Here is a 15,731-nt window from a genome sequence, read left to right on the forward strand (position 1 = left end):
TCGTAATATTTTTTCTATTTTTTTATAAAATATGCTTAAAACTTCTTTTTATCCAAAAACGATGTCTGTTTAATCCAAAAGCACTGCGCGGTTTATAATATATAGTTATTCTACGTGAGACGACGTTTATTAAAAAAAGTGAGGTGTTATTTATGAAAGTAACCAAATTTTTAATGGCAGCAGCTTTGGTTTCGGCTGCAGCAATGTTCGTGTCTTGTTCCGATTTAAGCGAAAATTCTGAATCTTCTTCTGATTCAAGCCGTGCAGCGTCTTCGGGAACAACTTATTCTGTAGGAACAGCTTCTGATTTGTACACAGCCGCAAACAAAGTTAATCCAGGCGACACAATCAAACTGACCGCAAACATCAATCTTACAAAGCAGCTTCAGCTTTTAAGAAGCGGTTCTTCTGGAAAAGTGATCACACTTGACGGAAACGGAAAAACGCTCAACTGCTCTGCATTTACAGGCTGGGGCGTAAAAGTAAACGGCTCTTACTGGACAATCAGAAAATTGACAGTTACAAAAGCTTCAGACTGCGGAATGGTTTTCCAGCTCGGAGGAAACAACCGCGCCGAATACTGCAAATTCACCTATAACGGCGACTCAGGACTTCAGGTTTACAACTCGGCTCACGACGTAACAATCACAAGATGTGAATCTTACTACAACTACGACAAAGCGACAAACGGCGAAAATGCCGATGGTTTTGCAGCAAAACTTTCGGGCGGAAAAAACATCAAATTCAACTATTGTGTTGCAAAATACAATTCTGACGACGGCTGGGATCTTTACAGCCAGGCATATCCGGTAACTCTCAACAATTGCGAAGCCTCTTACAACGGATATATCAATTCTTCGCTCCAGACAACACCTGACGGCGACGGAAACGGATTTAAGCTCGGTTCAAAATACAAAAATGTAAGCCACAGAGTTCTTTCATGCAAATCAACATATAACCTCAAGTACGGAATTGATGCCAACGGAAACACCGCAAAGCAGACAATTACAAATTGCACTGTAAAGAACAACAAAGAAGGTCAAATTTCAAGCAGAACAAAATACTAATCTGAATTTCAAATGACTTTCTGTCCGCAAGTGCATCTCCTCCTGCAGCATTCTGCAGCATTTGCGGACTTTTTTTATTTGAGTTCAGTTTTGCCCGCAATATCAAAAGCAGACAATCCATCGTTGTTTTTTATAAACGGATCTGCCCCATTTTTTAAAAGCAGAGTTGTGGTTTTTGAAGAATTTGCATAAATCGAAAACATAAGCGCCGTGTCGCCGTTTGAATTCTGCAAATTGACATCTGCGCCTTTTTTTATAAGAAGTTTTGCAAGCGCAGAAAAATTCTGGGCAGAAGCAGTCATTAAAGGAGTCATGTCGCCTTTGTTAAAGTGATTTATATCCGGATTGAATTTTAGCAAAAACCTTACAAGCGAAAGATTTTTAGAAATGCATGCATATTCAAAAGAAGTTATTCCTTCGCTGCTTTCCAAATCCAGATCTGCGCCATATTTTATAAGAAGTTTAGCCTGTTTTAAATTTCCGCAACGGCAAGCCCACATTAAAGGCGTTATTCTGCCACTCGAAAAAGCGTCCGGTTTTTGACCGTCTTGTAAAAGTTCCCTTAAAACACCGCAATTTCCAGACTGCACAGCAAGCATAACAGCATTTTCGTTTTGAGAATGAGCAAGAAAGTCTTGCACATCATTTTTTTTACAGCAAAAAAACAACCACAGACAAGCGGCAAAAACCGCAATGCAAAAATATTTACTTTTTAACAACTTTTGCCGCTCCTATTTGATTTAATTTTTTTGAATTTTCGTAAAAATTTGTGCCATCTGCACCGTTGTCTTGCATATAATAAAAATGATCGTGCCAAGAAAACAATGTTTTTTTAATACGCCCTATTTTTATTCTAGTTCTTACTTTTTCTAAACTTTATAACAAACTGTTTTATTTGTCAATTTTTGTTTTTTTGATTTGAAGGCGAAACTTACGCCGGATGCGGCGGGCGGAGTTGGCACGGAAAAACGGGTTGGTTTCTAAACTAACCTGTTTTTTTGTGCCAATGAGGGTTACCGAACCCAAAGCAGCCGGTTTTTAGGTAATTTGCTGCGCAATGTCTGGCTGATTTCCGTTTTTTAGGTGGAATGCCGTCCTGTTTTTTTTGGTTAAAATTGCGCGATAATTGAAAAATCCGCGTGTTTTTTGTAAGATGTGGGAATGGATTTACTAAAGAAACTTGATGAACTGGATAAACGTTTTGCACAAATTAACGAAATGGTTCAAGATCCAGACCTTGTTAAAGACCAGAAAAAATACAAGGATGTTATGCGTGAACATGGGCATTTGACTGACGTGCTCGAAGTTGGAAACGAATACAGAAAATGTCTGTCTGGCATTGAAGATGCCAAAATGATGATTACGGCCGAAGATGATCCTGATATGAAGGAAATGGCCCGTGAAGAAATGAAAGAACTCGAAGAAAAAGTTCCTGTTCTTGAAGAACAACTTAAGCTCAAACTGATTCCGCCTGATCCTCTCGACGAAAAAAATATTATTTTGGAAATCCGCTCTGCTGCCGGTGGCGACGAAGCTTCGCTTTTTGTGCGCGATATGTGGGAAATGTACTGCCATCTTTGCGAAAGAAAGGGCTGGAAATACGAAAATCTTGAAGCGCAGGAAACTGAAGTCGGCGGTTTTAACAAAATCGTAACTCAAATTCAGGGAAAATTTGTTTATGGAACTCTGCGCTGGGAATCTGGAGTTCACCGTGTTCAGCGTGTTCCGCAGACTGAATCTCAGGGACGGTTGCAGACTTCGACCGTTACGGTTGCGGTTTTGCCGGAAGCCGAAGAAGCTGATGTAAAAATCAATCCGGGTGATGTTCGTGTTGACGTTATGCGTGCCGGCGGTCCTGGAGGCCAGTGTGTAAATACCACCGACTCTGCTGTTCGCCTTACTCATATTCCGACCGGAATTGTTGTAATTCAGCAGGATCAAAAATCGCAAATCAAAAACAAAGAAAAAGCGTGGGAAGTTTTGCGCGCCCGTCTTTTTGATTTTCAGCAGTCAAAACTCGATGCAGAACGCTCTGCTGCCCGCAAAAATATGGTTGGGAACGGAGACCGCTCTGAAAAAATCAGAACGTACAATTATCCGCAGGATCGCGTAACTGACCACAGAATCAACTTGACTTTGCACAACCTGCCTTCGTTTATGATGGGAAACATGGACGAAATGCTCGACGCTTTGAACGTTTACGCAAAAGAAGAACAGTTCAAAGAACTTGACGCATAAAACGGAAATACAACCTTGAATATTCTTGAGGCAAAAAAATACGGAAAGGAGCAGCTTAAAAACTCTCCTTCTCCCGACCTGGACGTTTCTGTGCTTTTGCAGTTTGTTACAGGTTTTGACAGAACGCAGCTCCTTTTAAAACGGGATTGCAATCTGTCAAAAGAACAGGAAACAAACTTTTTAGATGCAATTAAGCGGCGAAAAACAGGACTTCCGGTTGCCTATATTACCGGACACAAGGAATTTTACGGTTACGATTTTTATGTAACACCGGCAGTTTTAATTCCAAAACCAGACACTGAAATTCTCATTGACCAGGCATTAAATTCTCTCGCGCTTTTTTATTCAAAAAACGAAAATAAAGATGGAAGCATAAAAAAAATTCCCGAAATCTGCGACATGTGCAGCGGAAGCGGCTGCGTTGGAATTTCTGTCCTCAAGGCGCTTTTAGAAAATGACGGAATTTCGGTAAACTGCCTGCCAAGAATGACATTTGTCGATATTTCGGCAGATGCTTTGGAAATTACCAAAAAAAACGCAGAAAGGCTTTTGGGTAAAGGCGAAAAATTAAACAATCCGGAAAACCTGACTTCCGCTCTTTTAAAAATCCGGTTTATTCAGTCCAATTTGTTTGAAAACGTACCTTTTTCTTTTGATTACATTTTGACAAATCCGCCTTATGTTCCTCATTCTGAGAGTCTTGAACTTTTAAAAGACGGCAGAAGCGAACCTTTGCTTGCTTTGGACGGCGATGTTGGCTCTGACGGAGAATATTCTGGAACAGAAGATGGACTTTTTTTGATAAAAAGGCTTGTTCCCAAGTGTTTTGAGCATCTTGTCTGTGGCGGAACTCTGATAATGGAAACTGGAGAATACAATGCCGAACAGACCGCAAAACTTTTTGAAAAGACGGGTTTTAAAAACGTTCACATCGAAAAAGACCTGAACGACATGCTCAGAGATGTAACCGGAACAAAACCTCATAGCCTTGCTTTTTCTAGCATTGCGTAAAGAGCTTCAATTTCTGATTCGGTCAAAGTCCTGTATTCTCCGGGTTTTAAACTTTCGTCAAGAACAAGTCCCGCCATTTTTATCCGCCTTAAAAAAACAACTTCGTTTCCAAGCGCACGGAAAATTCTTTTTACTTCGTGAAATTTTCCTTCTGTCAGAGTGATTTTGCATTCATTTTCGTTTAACCAGTCGATTTTTGCTCCACCGCTTTTTTGTTCACCTGCTTTTTTTTCTGGCGGAAGAACAAGCCCATTCTCTGCTTTTTTAGCGTAATTTTTTTGCTCAGAAGAGGAAACTGAATTTTTAAGTCCAACAAGATAAGTTTTTTCGATTTTGTTTTGAGGCCGCGTCAAAAAATCAGAAAGTTTGCCGTCGTTTGTAAAAAGCAAAAGTCCTTCCGTGTCTGCGTCAAGCCTGCCAACAGAATGAAGCTTTGCGCCATTTTCGTCAGCCAAAATATCTTTTGGAAAAGCCACATAAACCGTCTGCCGCCTGTCGCTTACCGTAGAACAGACAAAACCAGACTTCTTGTTCATGAGAAAATAAAATTTAATCTTAGGAATATGTTTTTTACGCATAACAGGAGTTTGAATTATAGGAACGCAATTTTATGAAAATTTTATAAAAAATCATAATCTTAAATAAAAAACACTGCGCCACGGATGGCGCAAAAATGTAAAGAGAGAAAATTCTGTTTGCCTTTTGGTGAACAGATTTTTCTCGTTAAAACAAAATTACAAGGAAGCAATTTTATGTCAACGATTTTACACAAAAAAGCTCTATGCCTTCGCCAGTAAATTTTTGTTTTACTGCGCTTACAACAGCTTTAACCATGGATAAATCTTTGTCGTCAATATACGAAATCAAAAGAAAATTTGTTTCTGGCCAAGTTGAATTTCCAAGTTTATAACTATTTTTTCCGCGCCCGGTCACAAGAGGCACGATTGTATATTGTATATCAGGAACTTTTTCTTCCAGCAAAACCGTTATTTCTTCCTGAACCGACTGATTAGCAATAATCTCACAACGAATCATAATGCCCCCAATAAAAAGAACAGTGCGCCAAGGATGGCGCAATAATGTAAAGAGAGAAAAATCTGTTTGCCTTTTGGTGAACAAATTTTTCTCGTTAAAACAAAATTGCAAGGAAGCAATTTTGTTTTATTTTTCACCCGTCAAAATTACTTCGATCCGGCTTTTTTCGCGTTTTTTTTCTTTCATTATAAGTGAATACAAAACCGGAATAAAGAAAAGCGTTACAAAGGTTGATGACGTAAGTCCTCCAACAACGGCAACTGCGATAGGCTGAACCATAGCCGCACTTCCTTCTGTCGCAAAGCACATTGGAATCATTCCGAGAATTGTCGTTAAGGTTGTCATCAATACTGGACGCAGGCGGCTTACCCCGGCTTCGAGGCACGCGTCTTTCATTTTTCGTCCGCGGTCTATAAGCAGGTTCGTGTAGTCAACCAAAATAATTCCATTGTTTACTACGATTCCGACAAGCATGATAATTCCGACCGCGCTTGTCATACTGAAAGCCTGCCCCGCAAATTTAAATATGAATACAACTCCAATTATCAGGAACGGAATTGTCGTCAGGTTGATTATCGGCGCTTTGAAACTTTCGTAAGTTCCTGCCATTACGCCAAATACAAGAAGAATCGCCATTATTCCTATCAAAAGATATGTTCTTCCCTGATCTTTTGTGTCTTTCCAGGCTCCTTCGTAAACAACAGAAACGCCTTCTGGAATAATAAAACTTTCTGCAATTCCATCTTTTATTTCCTGAACAATTTCTGTCGAATTTCGGTCTGTCTTCTTGTCGGCCGTCACAGTAACACGCCGTGTCTGATTTTCGCGGCGGATTGTGACAGGACCAAGACCTTTTTTTACTTCCGCAAAATTTGCAACACTTACCATGCCGTTTGTGCCTTTTACGTAAATCTGTTCAAGGTTTGCGGTAGATTTTCTGTCGTTTGGCTCGTAAAGAAGAACCATATCGTACTCTTTGCCGTTTTCGCGGTAAGTTGTCGCCGTAACACCGTTTACTGCGTAATTGATTTCTTTAGCGACAGTCGTCACATCAACTCCAAAAGAATAAGCGCGCTGTCTGTCGATTACAATCTGAATTTCTGGAAGTCCGCGGTCTGTATCTATTGAAACTTCTCCAATATCATCAATTTTTTCCATTACATCCCGGATTTGAGAGGCAATATTCATCGCCTTGTCCAAATCGTCGGAACGCACACGGATTTTAAATTCAGAACCTGTCATCTGCCGTCCAAATCCCTGACTAAAAGTAAATCTTGCGCCTGGATATGAATTAAAATATTTTCTGAGTTTAGCCTGCACGGTATCGGAAGTATCAATTTGCTTGCTGGAATCCTCCGGCAAATTGATTTGAATTGAACCTTTGTTTGTGCTTGAAGTCCGGCCTGTTCCAATCGAAGTGATTACAGTCGTGTAGCCCTGAATCTCTTTTTCAACAATTTTTTCAAAATCTTTTAAAACAGCTGTGGTTTCAGAGAGCGGAGTTCCGTTTGCAAGAGTCAAATTCAGCGTCACACTCGAGTCCGTTCCGTTGTTCATCATGTTGACTTTTAAGGTTGGAATCAAAAGAAACGACATTAAAAGCGCGCAAATGCAGACAAAGACAGTCAAAGCCCTGTGCTCAAGAGCGGCTTTTAAACCTTTTCTATACGCCTTTGTAACCAATGTCATTGGAATTTCTAAAATTTCGTAGAATTTAGCAAGCGGTTTAAATCGAATCGGTTTTTCCGCCCTGTTTGTAAGAGGCAAAAATACACCTGCAAGAACTGGAACCAAAAACACTGCAACAAAAAGCGAAGAAACAAGCGCAATTACGACGGTAAAAATAATTCCCTTGAACATCTGCCCCATCATTCCAAGTTCTTTTATAAAGAAGATAAATGGCAAAAATACGCAGATTGTCGTAAGGTTTCCAGAAGTTACGCTCATGAGCATTTCCTGCGAACCTAAGACAGCGGCAATTTTCGGTTTTGCACCGCGGCTTCTGTAAACATAGATATTTTCAATCATAACGATTGATGCGTCTACAATCATTCCAACGCCCAAAATCAAACCGGTCAAAGTCATCATATTGAGGGTAATTCCGGCAAAATTCATTGCTAAAAGAGTGATTATAATTGAAAGAGGAATTGAGATTGCGATTATTAAGGTTGATTTTCCCGATTTTAAGAACAAAAAGAGAATCAAAACTGCGAGTATAAGTCCTGAATATGCCGAATCCAAAAGAGTTGCAATCGTATCGTTAATCGATTCTGAGTCGTCAGAAATTACATCGAGGATTACATCGCTTGGCATAATATCCTGAATTTCTGCGATTTTTTCGCGGGTCGCCTTTGCAACGGTAACGGTATTTTTTCCAGACTGCTTTGTAACAGAAACGTAAATGCCTGGAAGTCCGTTAATGTAAACTTCGCTCGACTTGTCTTTGTAACCCATGTAAACGTTTGCAAGGTCGCTTAAGCGCACAACATAATTATTTTTTGTCGTGATTATCGTGTCCGCAACTTCTTCTACGCTGGAAAATTCCCCTGTAGTTCTGATTGTGTAGTCTGTTTCACCTTCGTTGATTTTTCCGCCGCCAAGCTCAAGATTCTGTTTAGAAAGAGCGGCCGAAAGATTTGCCATTGTAAGACCATAAGCCGAAAGCCTGTTCTGAGAAACATCAACTCTCAGGATTTTTTCACGTCCGCCAGAAACGCTCGCCTCTGCAACTCCGTCAACCTGCTCAAGAAGATCTACAATCTGGTCTTCGGCGATTATTTTTAAGTCGTCGTTTGAACGGTTTCCACGAACTGCAATTCTCATAATCGGCATAGAATCCGCATTCATTTTAAAAATCGAAGGAGAACTTGCATTGTCCGGAAGACTTCGCGTTACGCGGCTAATTTTGTCGCGAATGTCGTTCGTAACGCTTTCCAAGTCCGTTCCATAGTTAAATTCAAGGCTGATTGAAGAAGAACCTTCGGAAGATGTGGAAGTAAGAGATTTTAATCCGCTCAAAGAAACCAGCTGCCCTTCCAAAACTTTCGTAACCGTTTTTTCTACAGATTCCGGGCCTGCATTTTTATAAGTTGTACGAACATTTATGTAAGGAGAATCAACATCCGGCATCAAACTTACAGCAACATTTTTAAGAGTAAAAATTCCGATTGTTCCAAGCAGAGCAAAAACGATTAACGTTAAAACAGGATGCTCAAGAGTTTTTTTTGAAATAGACATAAGTTCCTCACTTTTTTTGCACAGTCATCAGTTCTTTTTTTTCGGGCTGGAAATATCCAGTATTTTGGAACCGTCACCCAAACTCGTCATTCCCTGTATAACAACTTTATCGCCTGCTTTTACACCGCTTAAAATCTGAACATATCCGTCAACGGTTTTTCCTTTTTCAACTTTTACTTTAGAAACAGTTTCGCTGTCGCCAGAAGAATTTACGATATATGCAAAAAAATCATCTCCGTTCTGAACAAGCGCATCCGACGGCATTACGACAGCACCCGAGTAATCTTCCGTGTAAAGCTTAACCTTTGCAAACATTCCGGCATTTATGCGTTCGTCGTGGCGGTCAAAAGTCAAAATAACTTCTTTTGTGCGGGTTGTCGCATCGACAACAGGCGAAACTCTGCTCACCGTTGCCTCAAAAATCACGCCAGGATACGCTTCGACAGAAACTTCTGCCTTCAGCCCCTTTTTTAAAACCGCAACATAACGCTCCGGCACATTTGCCGTAACCTGAAGATTATTGATGTCGCCGATTATCGCAATCGCCGTGCTCGTAGTAACTTTTTTGCCGTTTTTTAGCGGAGTCGAAATCACGCTTCCAGAAATCGGTGCGTAAACTGGACTTGAACGGTAATTTGTTCCCGGCTCGCTCGGATCAACATAGGCGATTATGTCGTTCTTCTTTACGCTGGAACCAAGCATGACAGAAGTCGAAATTACTTTTCCGCCCATATCTGGATAAACCGAAACAGAATTTTGACTTTCAACTTCTCCATTCGTGTTTACATAACCGTGGAGAGTTGTAATTTCTGCCGTCATTGTCCGGACAGAAACAACGGCACTGTTTCCGCCGCGTCCACCTCTTCCTCCAACACCAGCTGGTTTTCCAGAAGATTTTCCGATTGTTTTTGCATAAACTGCCGTCAAAACAACTGCAATAAGCGCAACAGCGGCAACAATAAACGATTTTCGTATTTTCATTTTGTCAAGCTCCCAAAATCAGCACCGATTGTGCTTTCTAATTTGATTATAGTTTTTGCAAGGGTCAAAATCTCGCTGTTAAGAGAAACCTTTGCCTGTAAAAGCGTATTATTTGAATTCTGCAGGGAAAGCAAATCCTTTGTTCCGCGATTGTACGCTTCGCTCGTCATAGAATAATTTTTTTCGGCAAGCTCAACATTCGCCTGCTTGTATTTTATTGCTTCCTGGCTCTGCTTTATTGAACGCAGGCTTGAATTTATCGTCCGAACAAAAGTTTTTCTCTCGTTATCAATCTGAAGCTCAAGATCATAAACCTTATCCTTTGCACTGTCGATTGCATTGTTTTTTTGCGACCACGGCAAAACTCCGTCCAAAGGAATTGACGCGCTCAAACTAACCGAAGCCGTTTTTTTAGGATCAGACGCATCGTCTTTTCCAACATACCAGGAAGAATCTTGCCAGGACAATTTTGCATTCAAAGACGGCGCAAAAGCCGAAAAACGCTTGTCCATTACAGAAACCTTTGCGCTTTCGAGCTGAGATTCGAGGGTTTGAATGGTCGCCGAAGTCACATTTTTTTCTTCAACCTTAATTTCGCCCAAATAAAGATAATCGTCCAGAGAACCTGTAAATTCAATTTCGTCAGCAATCGCAAGCCCCAAAACCTGCTTAAAATTATCAAGGTCGTTGATATAAGTCGTGTAAGCATTTTCAACCGTCGGAATCTTCGACTTATAGTTTACTTCCGCGCTCAAAGCGTCAACTTCGCTCAACCTGCCGGCATTGTATTTTTGAAGATTGCTTTCGTACTGCTGCTTTGCAATTCTTAAATTTTCTTCCTGAAGTCCAATATTTTCCTTTTCGTACAAAAGTCCGTAATAAGACTGGCGGACAGAAAGCTCAATCTGCCTGACAGCCTCGTCAAAACTGATTTTGCTCTGTTCAAAACCAAGCTGAGCGCTCTTTATCGAAGTAAAAAGATTTGCCGAAAGCGAAACAGAAACGCCCGCATTAACGCCAAAACTCGCATCAAAGTCAGAAGACTGGTCGCCTCCCGTCAAAAAATCAACAGGAACGGTCGAACTTGCGCCAACAACCACGCTCGGACTCACAGAATTCCAGCTGTCCTTTTTTGCGCGCAAAGCCGCATCGAGAGTAATTTTCTGCCTTTTTATCGAAACATTGTTTTCTTTTGCAATTTTAACCGCATCTTCCACCGAAAGAGCGTATTTTTTAGCATTTTCCGCCGCATAAACATTTGCCACAAGCAATATTCCGACAAAAATAACTGTCTTAAAAACCGTCTTTTTCATCAAAAGCCATTCCTGTTTTATATTTTTTTGGGGCCATTTTTGCTTTCGCAAAAACCGGGCTTTCCGTACTTCCGCGCCCCTGCGCTCCATTCCTGCGTTGCACTCCGGAACGCCTCCGGCGGTACTTCAATCCCTTGTCTATTTGTTTTGCGCCAGCAAAATCTCGCAGCGTGCTTGCACGCACAAATCCCTTGTCTGTTTTTTACCTATAAATTCTTTTTATTCTTCTATTATAATCTTTTATTTCCAGTTTTTTCATTAGAAAATGCAAAATCAAAAATAAGAAAACACTTATTTTTTTTAACAGTTTGTAATAACTTTATAATGACTGCAAATTGTGGTATTATCTAAACAAATTTGCCTGTATTCAGATACATAAAAATCTGATGGGAGATGTTTTATGGCATTCGACATCATTACAAACAGCACGGAATTTGACAAAGAAATTCTGTTAAAACAGTTTTTTGCCACATTTGGAGAAAATTATACTCAGCAGGAAAAAGACTTGTTTACACAAGCATGGAACTTTCTCTGCGAAAAAACATCTGCCTTAACGCGTTCCTGTGGAAAACCATATCATCTGCATCCAATGCGCGTCGCTTCAATTCTGGCGGAATCAAAAATGGACGGAGAATGTATTGTCTGCGGTCTTTTGCATTCAATTTTTGAAATTCCAGACATAACAACAAAAGAGGTCGAAGACAAATTCGGACCAGTCATCGAACGAATTGTTTATGACACTTCAAGAATCACCGGCATGAAAATCAATGCAAGCTCAATCCAGCAAGCGGACAATATCCGAAAAATGCTCTTCGCAATGATTGACGACGTTCGCGTAATTCTCGTAAAACTCGCCGACCGCCTTGACCGGATGCGCCACCTAAAATCAATCGAAGAAAAAAAACAGCGTCTTGTTGCCGCTGAAGTGATCGACATTTGGGCTCCGCTTGCAGACCGTCTTGGTATGCAAACTATGAAAAACGAGCTTGAAGATTTAAGCCTAAAATATTCAAACCCGGACGTTTTTCAGCAAATTAAGGCGATTGTAAACCAAAAACAGGGAGAACGAGCCTCTTACCTCGACAAGGCAGTTCAAGCCATCTACAAGGCTTCGGAAAAGGCAGGAATAAAAGTGACAGTTTCGAGCCGGGCAAAGCATTTTTATTCAATCTACAAAAAAATGCAAAAACGCAACGTTCCTGCAGCCCAGCTCTACGACCTTCTCGCACTGCGTGTAATCTGCCAGACAAATGCAGAATGTTACACCTTGATTGGAATTGTCCACGGACTGTGGAAACCTATGGAAGGCCGTTTTAAGGATTACATTGCCATGCCAAAGGCAAACGGCTATCGGTCGCTCCATACAACCGTCATGTGCGAAGGCCGGCCTCTCGAAATCCAAATCCGCACACAAGAAATGCACGAACAGGCGGAGCACGGTGTTGCGAGCCACTGGCTTTACAAAAAAGGCACAAATCACGACAAAGTTGATGTAAGCAATCTCGGAATTTTCAACCAATTGCAGTCTCTCAAAAACGAAAAACTCTCGGACGAAAGTTTTTTTGCCGAATTAAAAGGAGAACTCCTTTCTGACGAAATTTTCGTATTCACTCCAAAAGGCGACGTCATTCATCTTCCTGCCGGAAGCAATGCAATTGACTTTGCATACAGCGTACATTCAAAAGTTGGCGAAAAAATCGTAGGCGCAAAGGCAGATGGAAAAATCATTCCTCTCACACAGCCGCTCAAAAACACACAGATTATCGAAATTATAACAAATCCGCAGGCTCATCCGACAGAAAATCAGCTAAAATCTGTGCACACGTCAAAAGCCCGCTCCAGAATCCACAGCTGGCTTGTTGCAAACGATCCTACTTTTGTGGACAAGGCTGCAGAAGCCCAGAGGGCGGCGGATTTAGCGGCAAACAACGGAAGAGCGCGCGCAATTCAGGAAGAAAAAAAGCGAAAACGTTCCGTAAATCCGGAACTTGCAGAAAAGAAGATTGATGAGCGTTACACTGGCGAAGTAAAAGTCGAAGGAATGAAAAATGTATTCTATAAACTTGCAGGCTGCTGCCGTCCAAGACCGGGCGATGTAATCGTAGGATACTCAAGCACCCGAAACGGAATCATGGTCCACAGGGCAGACTGTCTTACCTTCCAGCGAATCGAAAATATCGAGCACAGAATGGTCGATGTTTCGTGGGCCGTAAGGGAACTGCCTCAAAAAAAAGTGTAAATCTGCAAAAAAATACCCTGCCTAGAGTTTTTAACAATGCTCTGGCAGGGCTTTGTTTTTTACAAAGTTTTTTAGCGTCCTGTATAACGAACCTGACCTTCGACAAAATCAGGATTTTTTGTGCGGATTATTGTTCCAGCGGGAATTTCTGCTTTTGTGTAAATTGCACAGTCGTGGTCTGGATTTACCCAGTCGAGGATTGTGCCGTTTTTTGGATTTACAAAAATGTAGTCGTTTCCGCAAAGTTTTTCTGACAGAATATCCGGGCTTACAAGTTCCAGATCAGTTCCTTTGTCCGTTTTGTTGAGCGATTCATAAAGATAAAGCCTGTATCCGTCAATTTTTTTAACAGAGTGAACAACTTTTTCCGGATGCTCTTCAAGATCCTTTTCTACAGCGGAGCGCATGCGCGGATCCATTTCTTCGAGTTCTTTCTGTCGTGCTTTTTCGAGCTCTTCGCCATTTTTAAAGACTTTTTCCAGGTCGCTTCCGGTAATTTCTTCAATAACAGAACCAGCCATATCGTAAGGACTGTCGCTTGCTCCAACTGTAGTTTCGTCAGCATGGGCACGGCTGTAATAAAAACCAGTTGTACTTTCGCGGTGAGGAACTTCTTTTAAACTTGAAATAAAAGGAGCCGCTTCTTCGGCAGAAATTTTTCCTTCGAGGGCATCGAGCGCTTTTCGGTAAGCACGTGTAACCATCGAAACGTAATAAATCGACTTCATCCGTCCTTCAACCTTGATTGCATCGACTCCGGCCTTTTTCATATCAGCAAGATGGTCAATCATGCACAAGTCTTTTGAAGAAAGAATTGCCGTAAAGTCGTCGCCTTCAAAAACAGGAAAATATTCTCCAGGACGTTTATGTTCCTGAAGAACAAGGTTTCCGCTCTGAGCAAGAGCTTTTGCCTGAGCCTGAGTTAATTTTGACTGACTTCCATCTGCGCAAGAAAGGGAAGGAACAGTTTCGAGAAGATTTACAGTTTTTCCGTCAGAAAGGTGGAATTCAGGATTTTTAATGCCAACGTCAAAATCCCAGCGGCAGGACTGCGAACAAAAACCGGACTGTGCGCTGCGGCCTGTAAGGTAGGCGCTCATAAGACAACGCCCAGAATACGCAATGCACATTGCGCCGTGAGCAAAACATTCAAGCTCTACATCAGGATTTGCGTCTTTAATTTCACGAATTTCGTTCAAACTTGTTTCGCGTCCGAGAACAACTCTTTTAAAGCCGATTCTATTGTACATTTTTACGGCTTCTTTATTCATGCAGCTGGCTTGAGTTGAAAGGTGAAGATGGGCATTTGGAAAATTCTTTTGCAAAATGTCGACCATTCCCAAATCTTGCACGATAAATGCATCAATCGGATACTGCTTAAAATAGTCAAGATTGTCCAAAAAAGCCTTTATGTCCTGATTGTGAAAAGCAATATTCAATGCGCAAAAAAGTCTTTTTCCAGGAAAGCGTTTTTTTAATTCAATTACGCGGTTATATTCATCTTCGTAAAAATTGTCGGCTTTTACGCGCAATGAAAATTTTTTAAGTCCAATGTAAGCTGTGTCTGCTCCGTAATTATACGCATAAGACAATTTTTCGATATTTCCAGCAGGGCAAACCAATTCCATCGTTATTAACCTTCCTTAATTTTTTGTACTGTAAAAAGCCGTCCGATTTTTTCAACGGCAAGATGCGATTCTTCAAAATATTCATCCGCAAGCTGAAACATTGCCGGCATATTTTTCCAGACATCCAAAGTGCATTTTCCGCCGGCTTCAAGAAGAATTCTTTCCATTCGTTCAGCATCATCAAGCAAAAATTCATTTTCTCCCATTTGAATATAAACAGGAGGAAAAGAACGAAGCTGCTCTTTTGTAGCGCGAAGCGGAGAAACAAAAGGAATGTCCCGGTTATTTTGAAAAGTGTACATTTCTGCGGCACGGAACATTGATTCTGCGGTATAAAGCTCATCGCAAACTTTTTTTTCTGTAAATTTTTTAGAATCAGCCCCAAGATCAAGCCAAGGACTAAAAAGCACGATTTTTGCAATCGAAGAACGAAGTTTTTCAGAAAGGCTCAAAACAAGGCCAAGCGCAATCGAAGCGCCGGAACCGTCAGCCATTATAATTATTTCTGATTTTGAATCATCGGGATTTTTTGAATTATCGTATTCAAGTGAATTTGCAACAAGCTCTTCAGTATAAATCGTCCTAAAAACATTTTGAACATCTTCGAGGGAAGCAGGATAAGCGTGGGTCGGAGCAAGCCGAAATTCCGGAACAACGGCACGGGCGCTTGCAGCAGCGGCAAGAGAAGCGGCAAAATTACGGTAAGCCTGTTTTGAACCGCCGACAAAGCATCCGCCGTGAATATAAAGAATTATCCGTTTTGTAATGTAAATTTCCGGCAAAAAAAGGTCGCAATTAACTCCAGCATAAGAACGTTCTGAACATTCAACGTTATTAGGCAAGAGCGAATTTGTAAAAACTGAATCAAATTTCGCTCTAAACGATTTTACATCGGACTTTAACGAGAAAAATAAGTTTTTCAGTTTTTTTAATGCGGCTTTGCGATTTCCGGAAAGATTCATAATAGAATAGCACAATAGCA

General features: G+C 41.0%; 13 protein-coding genes. 4 read left to right on the plus strand and 9 right to left on the minus strand.

Annotated elements, in window-relative coordinates:
• The first annotated feature begins 152 nt into the window (after nucleotides 1-152).
• Nucleotides 153-1,067 (plus strand): right-handed parallel beta-helix repeat-containing protein, encoded by a 915-nt coding sequence (locus B5D47_RS04950; protein WP_200806550.1) that lies wholly within the window; start codon nucleotides 153-155, stop codon nucleotides 1,065-1,067.
• Nucleotides 1,068-1,141: 74 nt separating this feature from the next.
• Here the strand turns inward: B5D47_RS04950 and B5D47_RS04955 are convergent, their stop codons facing one another.
• Entirely contained in the window at nucleotides 1,142-1,786 is a 645-nt protein-coding gene (locus B5D47_RS04955; RefSeq protein WP_078930723.1) for an ankyrin repeat domain-containing protein, read from the minus strand.
• A gap of 442 nt (nucleotides 1,787-2,228) precedes the next feature.
• Here B5D47_RS04955 and prfA point away from each other — a divergent pair, with 442 nt between their 5' ends.
• Both prfA and prmC read left to right on the plus strand, forming a co-directional pair.
• Complete coding sequence (prfA, locus tag B5D47_RS04960) at nucleotides 2,229-3,305, plus strand: peptide chain release factor 1 (protein WP_078930724.1); 1,077 nt, start codon at nucleotides 2,229-2,231, stop codon at nucleotides 3,303-3,305.
• Between the two features lie 15 nt (nucleotides 3,306-3,320).
• Nucleotides 3,321-4,316 (plus strand): peptide chain release factor N(5)-glutamine methyltransferase, encoded by a 996-nt coding sequence (prmC, locus tag B5D47_RS04965; protein ID WP_078930725.1) that lies wholly within the window; start codon nucleotides 3,321-3,323, stop codon nucleotides 4,314-4,316.
• Here the strand turns inward: prmC and B5D47_RS04970 are convergent.
• The 6 genes from B5D47_RS04970 to B5D47_RS11775 form a co-directional block, all read right to left on the minus strand.
• Nucleotides 4,286-4,852, minus strand: a complete 567-nt coding sequence (locus B5D47_RS04970; RefSeq protein WP_159443491.1) for a pseudouridine synthase — start codon at nucleotides 4,850-4,852, stop codon at nucleotides 4,286-4,288. The two genes, prmC and B5D47_RS04970, sit on opposite strands and share 31 nt — an antisense overlap.
• A gap of 214 nt (nucleotides 4,853-5,066) precedes the next feature.
• The gene (locus B5D47_RS04975) at nucleotides 5,067-5,351 is read right to left on the minus strand and encodes a PG0541 family transporter-associated protein (protein ID WP_078930727.1); all 285 of its coding nucleotides are present in this window, start codon (nucleotides 5,349-5,351) and stop codon (nucleotides 5,067-5,069) included.
• Between the two features lie 126 nt (nucleotides 5,352-5,477).
• Nucleotides 5,478-8,588 carry an efflux RND transporter permease subunit gene (locus B5D47_RS04980; RefSeq protein WP_078930729.1) on the minus strand — a complete coding sequence of 1,037 codons (3,111 nt, stop codon included), beginning with the start codon at nucleotides 8,586-8,588 and terminating at the stop codon, nucleotides 5,478-5,480.
• Between the two features lie 27 nt (nucleotides 8,589-8,615).
• On the minus strand, nucleotides 8,616-9,569 hold the full coding sequence (locus tag B5D47_RS04985) for an efflux RND transporter periplasmic adaptor subunit (RefSeq protein ID WP_078930730.1): 954 nt from the start codon (nucleotides 9,567-9,569) through the stop codon (nucleotides 8,616-8,618).
• Nucleotides 9,566-10,882: a TolC family protein gene (locus tag B5D47_RS04990; RefSeq protein WP_159443492.1), complete on the minus strand. Its 1,317-nt coding sequence runs from the start codon at nucleotides 10,880-10,882 to the stop codon at nucleotides 9,566-9,568. The genes B5D47_RS04985 and B5D47_RS04990 overlap by 4 nt, the downstream gene beginning before the upstream one ends.
• Nucleotides 10,863-10,985, minus strand: a complete 123-nt coding sequence (locus B5D47_RS11775; RefSeq protein WP_268811065.1) for a hypothetical protein — start codon at nucleotides 10,983-10,985, stop codon at nucleotides 10,863-10,865. The genes B5D47_RS04990 and B5D47_RS11775 overlap by 20 nt, the downstream gene beginning before the upstream one ends.
• A gap of 297 nt (nucleotides 10,986-11,282) precedes the next feature.
• On the opposite strand from B5D47_RS11775, the gene B5D47_RS04995 reads away from it, so the two are divergent.
• Nucleotides 11,283-13,121 carry a RelA/SpoT family protein gene (locus B5D47_RS04995; protein ID WP_078930732.1) on the plus strand — a complete coding sequence of 613 codons (1,839 nt, stop codon included), beginning with the start codon at nucleotides 11,283-11,285 and terminating at the stop codon, nucleotides 13,119-13,121.
• A 71-nt stretch (nucleotides 13,122-13,192) separates the two neighbouring features.
• On the opposite strand, the gene B5D47_RS05000 is transcribed toward B5D47_RS04995, so the two are convergent.
• Both B5D47_RS05000 and B5D47_RS05005 read right to left on the minus strand, forming a co-directional pair.
• Nucleotides 13,193-14,749 (minus strand): peptidase U32 family protein, encoded by a 1,557-nt coding sequence (locus B5D47_RS05000; RefSeq protein WP_078930733.1) that lies wholly within the window; start codon nucleotides 14,747-14,749, stop codon nucleotides 13,193-13,195.
• 5 nt (nucleotides 14,750-14,754) lie between these two features.
• Nucleotides 14,755-15,711 carry an alpha/beta hydrolase fold domain-containing protein gene (locus B5D47_RS05005; RefSeq protein ID WP_159443493.1) on the minus strand — a complete coding sequence of 319 codons (957 nt, stop codon included), beginning with the start codon at nucleotides 15,709-15,711 and terminating at the stop codon, nucleotides 14,755-14,757.
• Nucleotides 15,712-15,731: the final 20 nt, after the last annotated feature.

It is taken from the genome of Treponema berlinense, from assembly GCF_900167025.1.
In the GTDB taxonomy this organism is placed as follows: Bacteria; Spirochaetota; Spirochaetia; order Treponematales; family Treponemataceae; genus Treponema_D; species Treponema_D berlinense.